The organism is Pseudomonas sp. 05T35, from assembly GCF_056396605.1.
On record NZ_JBFTLU010000217.1, the window covers coordinates 1 to 7211 of the forward strand.

Here is a 7211-nt window from a genome sequence, read left to right on the forward strand (position 1 = left end):
GCCTGATCCCTTTGCTGCGTCGAGTGTTTAGCCGAGCAGGCGTGCCCGGCGAGCTGTACACCAGCCACTCATTACGTCGAGGGTTTGCGACCTGGGCTACCGCTAATGGCTGGGATGTCAAAGCGCTGATGACGTACGTCGGCTGGAAGGACATGAAATCGGCCATGCGCTATATCGACACGGCCGACTCATTTGGGGAATTGGCTATGGAGCATTCGTCCTCTCCTTCGCCAATGCCTCGAAAACATTCCAGCGTTCTCGCCGAAAAGCTCTAGAAAGTGGCATTAATTCAGGTTGCCTGATAACCGCTCAACAGCTGACCTCACTCCTGCCTGACAATATCGACCGAGATCTCCACCGCCGCAACCGTTCCTCTGTTTTCAAGCCAGTGCGTGGTGTTCCTGTCCTCGGGCCAGCCCACTCCGGGCCCATAGTCCGTGGCGACTCCATTTCGATGGTCAGTGATCGTGCCTTGCAGAATGTAGACGATGCCCGGTCGGTCTATATGGTTGTGAACCGGCCCGAAGACGCCTCCCGGCTCGATGGTCACCATACGCATTCGAAGCTGACGCCCTGCCATACCCTCGATCTCTGGGCCAAGGTCAACGGTGGCAAGTAACTTCACCGCAACACCTTTCGTTTCAGGTGCAACTTGTTCGTTGCTCATCGTGTTCTCCTCTCTGTACAGACAGGGCTGACTGTAAGTAGACACCCTGAAAGGCTAACCGGGACACTATCGTAACGCTACGGGGCCCTATAACGGTCTCGGCTTCGACCAGATGCACACTTTTATAGTGTTTCGGCTTCGCGCAGAGTCAGCGGACTGCTGAGGACGTAGCGTGCAATCTCATCCTTACGCATGAACGCGACCCCCGGACGGCTTTTGGCGTAACGTAGAAATTCGTCCCAGACCCTCACCATCTGTGGCGAGCCGCTGATGCGGTCATGCGCGCTGACCGACATCATGCGGCGGCGTGTGCCGGCCTCTTCGTAGAGTTGATCGAAATCCAACTTGATCTGTTCCAGGAACCGGCTCGGTGAATAGTTGCGGCCCTCGATCAGCAGGATGTCGTTGTTGCGCAGCGTGTACGGCACCACGACGAAATCCTTGCCATTGACCTGTTCGATGAACGGCTCATCACGACTCAGATCGTCGATGTGGTAGACGTAGCCCAACTCTTGCAGCAGCGACAGTGTGTTTGGACCCCGCCGCAGCCAGTTGCAGTTGTAGCCAATTGGCCGCTGCCCCGTGACGGCTTCGACCATGCTGGCTGCCTGAACGAGGAACTGCTGCTCTTCCTCGCGGCTCATCGCATACTGGGAACTCCAGCGAGGGCCGTGTCCGGCTGCTTCATGGCCGCGCGCAACGATTTCCTTTGCCAGTTCTGGATGCCGCTGAGCGGCCTCGCCGATCATGTGCGAAGTCACCTTGACCTGGTGGCGATCCCACAGATCGAGCATGCGCGGGATGCCCTCGCGATAGCCATAGGCAAACCATGTGTTGGCTGCAGGATCCGCTGGAATATCTGGCGGAAAATCTACCTTGGGAAAAGGACTGTCCGTCCCCTTGGACGGCTGTCCGCCCGCCTCGAATTGCATGGAAATGGAAACGACCAGCCGAATACCGTCCGGCCAGAACTGACCATGGCGTGGTGCAGCCGTGAGCTTTGGCGTGGATGCCTCGGCTTGCGCGACTGCGACGGCAGGGAGCACCGCACTTGCAGCAAGCACACCTGCTGCCGCTCCGGCGCGATTGAGAAATGTCCGGCGACTGACTTGTGCCAATGTACTGGAGTCGTCAGCAATGGATTCATGATCAATGTCCATCAGCGTGATCCCCTTACTTCACCATGCCGAGCTGTTGCAGCAGGGTCAGGTTATCTTCGAGATGCCAGTTCTCGGCGATACGCCCCTCGACGACGCGGTAGATGTCCGTCGCGATGAAGTCGATCGTCTGCCCTGTGCCCTGGACGCCCTTGAACTGGCCGGTAAAGTGACCGGTGAAACGCAAATGAGCGATGACCCGGTCGCCGACCACCATCATCTGTTCCACTTCGCACTGGATATCAGGAATCGCCGCGTGCATGGTTTTCGATGCCGCGATCGGTCCGGTAATGCCTTGGGGGCGACCTGGCGGCAGTGTCGAATCCTTGAAGTCGGGTGCCAGGGCGGCGCGGGCGAGCGCTTCGTCGCCGGTGGTCCAGAACGTGCCATAACGGCGTGCGGCCAGGATCTGCGCGTCGACCTGCGCCTTCGCAAGACTATGGTCGACGATCACCGTGCGGGGCTGGACGAGCGGATCGGTCGCGGCGAAGACGGGGCTCACCGCGACGGCGACCAGGGAAGAGAGTAACCAGCAACGTGCATGGGTCAGGCGTGCAACAGGGAAAAGCGACATCAGGATGCTCCAAACGTTGATTGATGTCGCCATTCTGGGTATGTCTCGTCAGTTTGATAATTGGCGTACTATTTGAATAACTTTCAAAAAATATCGAAATATCATGGACTACCTGGGTGACATCCGGCTGTTTGTCGAAGCAGCCAATCTGGGCGGTTTGTCGGCCGCTGGCCGCAAACTCGGACTCTCCCCCGCTGCCGCGAGTGCGCGCCTCGTCAAGCTCGAGTCGGCGTTGCATACGCGTCTGTTCGAGCGCACGACACGCCACCTGCGCTTGACGGATGAGGGGCAGGCGTATTTGGCCTATTGTCAGCAGGCGCTCCAGGCACTCGACGATGGTCATGCCTTTCTACAGGCCGGGAAAAGCATTGTGGGGGGCAAGGTGCGAATTTCCGCAACCTCGGATTTCGGGCGCAACGTGCTGAAGAACTGGCTTGACCAGTTCAACACCCAATACCCCGAGGTGAAGTTCGCGTTGGTGCTGTCGGATTCGCTGTCGCATTTGCTGCAAGACGATATCGATCTCGCCATCCGATTCGGTGTGCCGCCGGACAGCTCCTTCATTGCCCGGCCCTTGGCACCCAACCGGCGCGTTTTGTGCGCATCGCCCCGGTATCTTGCAAAGCATGGCGTCCCCGAGCACCCACGGGATCTGGAGTGTTTCGACTGTATTGTCCTCAACTCTGTTGCCGGGCCCGCGAACGACTGGTGCTTCACCCGCAATGGCAAAGTCGACAGTTATACGGTCCCGCTTGCAAACGCTCGCGAGACGAATGACGGCGCGGTCGCCCGAGAATGGGCGGTTCACGGTTACGGCATTGCGATGAAATCGCTGTGGGATATTGGCCCGGACCTGCGAGCAGGACGCTTGAAGATCCTGTTGCCGGAGTGGCGAACTGCGGAGGCGCCGGTACATGCCCTGTATCAACGCAACCGGTACATGGCGCCTCGCGTACGTGCCCTTCTGGATTTTCTGGTCGAGCGCTTTGCAGAAGAATCCAGCCACCTGGACGACTTTTTGAGCTGACAGCTACGCCAGATCAAGAACCTTCAAAAGAACTGCAAAGAGGATGTACAGCAACACCATCGATGCCAATAGCCAGCGCGAGATGGTGCCCTTTCGGAAAGCGAAGAACATGATGCCCACACCTATCAGGGTGATGATTGCCGCCAGAACCAGCGACGTGTCCAGCGCCCAAGGCGTAAAGAACAGCCCGAATGCAGTGGGCACTGTGGCTTGAATCATCATGGCGCCACTGATGTTGGCCAAGGCCAGTCGGTGTTTACCCTGGCGAACCCAAATGATCGCATTCAGCGTTTCAGGCAGTTCGGTAGCAATCGGACTGAGCAACAGCGCCAGCAATTGAGGGTGGATACCCAGCATGGGGCCCAGAGCGTCGAGTTGTCCGACAAAGAAGTGAGAGGCCGCAAAGATAACCGCCAATGCAATAAGCGTTTGAATCACCGCCGCCGAGGTCGACGGAGTCGCTTTGCCTGGCGCAAGTTTCAGGGGCTCGAGTTCATACTCCTCTTCATCCTGCTCACCGCGCATTTCCTTCCAGAAATACGCTGCATAGGCCGCCAGGAAAAGAATACCCAGCCAAGGTTTGTAGGCGAACACGACAAGACCGAGCGCGATCTTCGCCACAAAGATTACGAGGAACCATCCTTGATCACGGCTGAGTCGCTTGAAGTCCTGACGGATGGCCTCGGTATTCGCCAGGCGCTGACGACACAGCAAGAGTGTTACACCGACTACCGCATAGGCGATCGTCGCCAAGACCAGAGGTCCGCCAAGTGCAGCACCGACGCCGAGGGACTTCTGCTCTGGCGTGTCGCCAAACACAACGGCAATAAACGTGATGACACTTTCCGGTAATGCCGTACCAAAGGCCGCTAGAATGGAACCCGTGGCTTGTTGCCCGACCGCAAGTTTGCGACCGACCCACTCGATGCCATTAACGAAGTATTCACAAGCCAGATAGATGACAACCGCGGAGCCCAACAGCAACGCAAACGTCATGGGCATTGAATGCATAAGGAAACCTGAGGGGCCGGACACAAGAGCCAATGGTTCAGACACCCGCGTCCGACCCACAGACAGGTATCTTCACCAATGGTCTTGCCAAGTCATATGACCGGTCACGCCATGGCTTGCGAGCCAAGTATGTTGACGTGACCCCTTCCGGAAACGAAGGCGGCTACTCCCCAAGGGAGCGGCGATCCTAAAGATCAGGTACTAATGCGTCAACGGCTTAGTTGCGGGTTTTCAAACTCTGAACCTCATTATTTTGCTGAAAATTCATATATAGCTAGAGCTGGCAGCACTTTAAGTGCTCGATAAAAACATTTGTAACATACTATGTCTTAAAAACCTTCACTATCACTTTCTGAATGAACGCTGAACATTATCCATTGAGTGGGTTACAGCAAAAACAATCCCTCTTATTCTTGTTTAGGAAGTGATCCTTCAGGGGGTTATCAAACACCCTTTAATGGCAATTGTTATTCAGGAGGTAATTAAACAACTGCAAACTCACGCCGGCGTTGCCCGACTCCAGATCGGTACCGTCCTGGTTTATTTAATGTTGCAGTATCTCGTTCGGCGAGGCTCCTGTACAAACACAGGTCACTGATCTGACGACGTCGAGAGACGCCCAAGGTTAAGACAGGCTCTATCGGATTAAGGTTTAGCCCAAAGTGACTTCCGGCCAATGTGGCCCGGATACGTTGTACAGTGCCAAAACCTAGACGTGGAGATCGCTTTCTGCACTCTCTTCTCTGGTTTACGCCCCTGTGTGAGATCTGTTTGTGGTCAAAACAGCTATGGGGACTACCTCAAATGTCAATGGCAAGCGCTACCCCTTCCACCTTCAAGGACATCCGCCTCAAAGATACGGTGGTGTCTTACATGAGCCCTCTGCTCATCACCGTGACCGGCAACATGACGGTCAACCAGGCCAGGGAACATCTGCTCAAGCAACTGCCGGACGATGATATTCCGGCCCACATCTTTGTCACCGACCCGCGCAGCGCTTTGCATGGCCAACTGTCGGTGAAAACACTGCTCACCGAGAAAAACACCGACCTTTGCGTTCGGGATCTGATGATGCCCATTCGCTTTTCGGTTTCGCCGAATCAACTCCGGCACGATGTCGCGCCCGAGCTGATCGAGAAAGGCGTGGACATCGTTCCCGTGGTCAGCGAAGGCCGGCTATTGGGCGTGCTGTATGAAAAAGAAATCGCGACGCTGATTCAGGACGAAGGCACCGACGATGCTCAACGCCAAGGCGCGAGCCTGCCGCTGGAAACGCCCTACCTCAGCACCAGCCCGTGGAGTTTGTGGAAAAAGCGCTTGCCGTGGCTACTGCTGCTGTTTCTCGCCGAAGCCTACACCAGCACCATCTTGCAGGTATTTGAAGAGCAACTCGAAGCCGCMATTGCCCTGGCCTTCTTCATTCCCCTGCTGATCGGCACTGGCGGCAACAGCGGGACCCAGATCACTTCCACGCTGGTACGGGCCATGGCCCTGGGCGAAGTCAGCCTGCGCAATGTCGGCACGGTGCTGCGCAAGGAAGTGACCACCTCCTTCATGATCGCGCTGGCCATCGGTGTCGTGGCGTGGATTCGGGCGTGGATGCTCGGAGTGGGATCGGAAATCGCCATGGTGGTCTGCCTGACGCTGGTCGCCATCACCATCTGGAGCGCCGTTGTCTCATCGATCATCCCGATGCTGTTAAGAAAACTGCGCATCGATCCAGCCGTGGTCTCGGCTCCTTTCATCGCGACCTTTATCGACGGTACCGGCCTGGTGATCTATTTCAACATCGCCAAAATGGTGATGACCGACCTGCCGGCTTAAGCCACTCACCAGACAGMCCCGAATCGCCAGATCCCGGGGCCGTCCTGTTTTTGAAAAAAATGGCGGAAGGCAGCAGGAGTCGAACCTGCCCGGGAACGGCTGCCGTCCCCAACCGGGTTTGAAGCCCGGCCGCGCCACCGGACGCGATTGCCTTCCTTGATGTCAGCTCTCGGGGCGCTGTGCCAGGGCATTGTCTGCACGGATGCAACGCTGGTCGCCAAGCCTGCGGGTCAAGCCGATCCGGTCGAAGTACTCGAGTATCTGGATGCTGCGCTTGCGGCCGATCCCTACCCTGTCGCGAAACGCCGCCGCCTGAATCAACGGATTGTCGTCGACCAGTTGCATCAGCATAGCCGCCAGCTGGTGCACCGACGTGTCGAGGTAAAACAAGTCACGGACGACCTGGTGAACCAGCCCTAATCTCGCCATCTTGCGCAGCAGCAAACGCACGTCAGCTTCGTCACGGCCGATGGCGCTGGCCAGGTTGCGCACCCAGGGTGGATCGAAGCCAGCTTGCTCGAACAATGGCTGCAACTGCTGCCACATGGCCTCGTCTTCTTCACTCAGTCGCACCTGGTGTTCGGGTAAGTGCAGCCACGGCCCACTGACGGTAATGGCGCCGCTGGACAGCACTTCGTCGAGCAGACTGATGAAGGTTGGCCGGTCCAGCGACATGGCCGAAAATCGCCGCAAGCGATCCCGGTCCGGGCCCAGCTCATCCGGTTCAAGTTGATGAAAGTGCGCCAGGTGTTCCAGCAACGAGACTTTCAGCGCCTCCCAGCGTTCGGTGTTGAACAATAACGGACCTTGGCGCGTAGCAATGACACGGACATCCGCCGGCAAATGCCAGGTGCTGCGCAGACGATTGAACTGCCGCTCCAGGCGCAGTGGGTCAAGCCCTGCGTCACTATTGGCAAGCAGCACTGGCAGTATTTGCTCCAGGCTTTCGCC

Annotated in this window: 8 protein-coding genes, 1 tRNA gene and 2 riboswitches; of the genes, 3 read left to right on the forward strand and 6 right to left on the reverse strand. The window is 57.2% G+C overall.

Going from position 1 to position 7211, the window contains the following annotated elements:
* The coding region (locus AC1DH9_RS17200) for a tyrosine-type recombinase/integrase (RefSeq protein ID WP_477808476.1) at positions 1-275 on the forward strand (275 nt) is incomplete at its 5' end.
* Between the two features lie 47 nt (positions 276-322).
* On the opposite strand, the gene AC1DH9_RS17205 is transcribed toward AC1DH9_RS17200, so the two are convergent.
* The 3 genes from AC1DH9_RS17205 to AC1DH9_RS17215 form a co-directional block, all read right to left on the reverse strand.
* On the reverse strand, positions 323-667 hold the full coding sequence (locus tag AC1DH9_RS17205; RefSeq protein ID WP_427545428.1) for a cupin domain-containing protein: 345 nt from the start codon (positions 665-667) through the stop codon (positions 323-325).
* A 122-nt stretch (positions 668-789) separates the two neighbouring features.
* Entirely contained in the window at positions 790-1827 is a 1038-nt protein-coding gene (locus AC1DH9_RS17210) for a polysaccharide deacetylase family protein (protein ID WP_427545426.1), read from the reverse strand.
* A 13-nt stretch (positions 1828-1840) separates the two neighbouring features.
* Positions 1841-2398 (reverse strand): ester cyclase, encoded by a 558-nt coding sequence (locus AC1DH9_RS17215; RefSeq protein WP_442114825.1) that lies wholly within the window; start codon positions 2396-2398, stop codon positions 1841-1843.
* A gap of 103 nt (positions 2399-2501) precedes the next feature.
* Here AC1DH9_RS17215 and AC1DH9_RS17220 point away from each other — a divergent pair, with 103 nt between their 5' ends.
* Positions 2502-3425, forward strand: a complete 924-nt coding sequence (locus AC1DH9_RS17220; protein WP_427545422.1) for a LysR family transcriptional regulator — start codon at positions 2502-2504, stop codon at positions 3423-3425.
* A gap of 3 nt (positions 3426-3428) precedes the next feature.
* On the opposite strand, the gene AC1DH9_RS17225 is transcribed toward AC1DH9_RS17220, so the two are convergent.
* Positions 3429-4421: a sodium:calcium antiporter gene (locus AC1DH9_RS17225; protein ID WP_427545420.1), complete on the reverse strand. Its 993-nt coding sequence runs from the start codon at positions 4419-4421 to the stop codon at positions 3429-3431.
* A 33-nt stretch (positions 4422-4454) separates the two neighbouring features.
* Positions 4455-4615: riboswitch (yybP-ykoY riboswitch) on the reverse strand.
* 373 nt (positions 4616-4988) lie between these two features.
* A riboswitch (M-box (ykoK) riboswitch) is annotated at positions 4989-5164 on the forward strand.
* A 145-nt stretch (positions 5165-5309) separates the two neighbouring features.
* Between AC1DH9_RS17225 and AC1DH9_RS17230 the strand changes: the two genes are divergently transcribed.
* Positions 5310-6260 carry a magnesium transporter gene (locus AC1DH9_RS17230; protein ID WP_427545418.1) on the forward strand — a complete coding sequence of 317 codons (951 nt, stop codon included), beginning with the start codon at positions 5310-5312 and terminating at the stop codon, positions 6258-6260.
* Positions 6261-6320: 60 nt separating this feature from the next.
* On the opposite strand, the gene AC1DH9_RS17235 is transcribed toward AC1DH9_RS17230, so the two are convergent.
* Both AC1DH9_RS17235 and AC1DH9_RS17240 read right to left on the reverse strand, forming a co-directional pair.
* Positions 6321-6416 (reverse strand) — tRNA-Sec (locus AC1DH9_RS17235).
* Between the two features lie 6 nt (positions 6417-6422).
* Positions 6423-7211 (reverse strand): SelB domain-containing protein (locus AC1DH9_RS17240; RefSeq protein ID WP_477808477.1); only part of this gene is annotated, 789 nt, incomplete at its 5' end.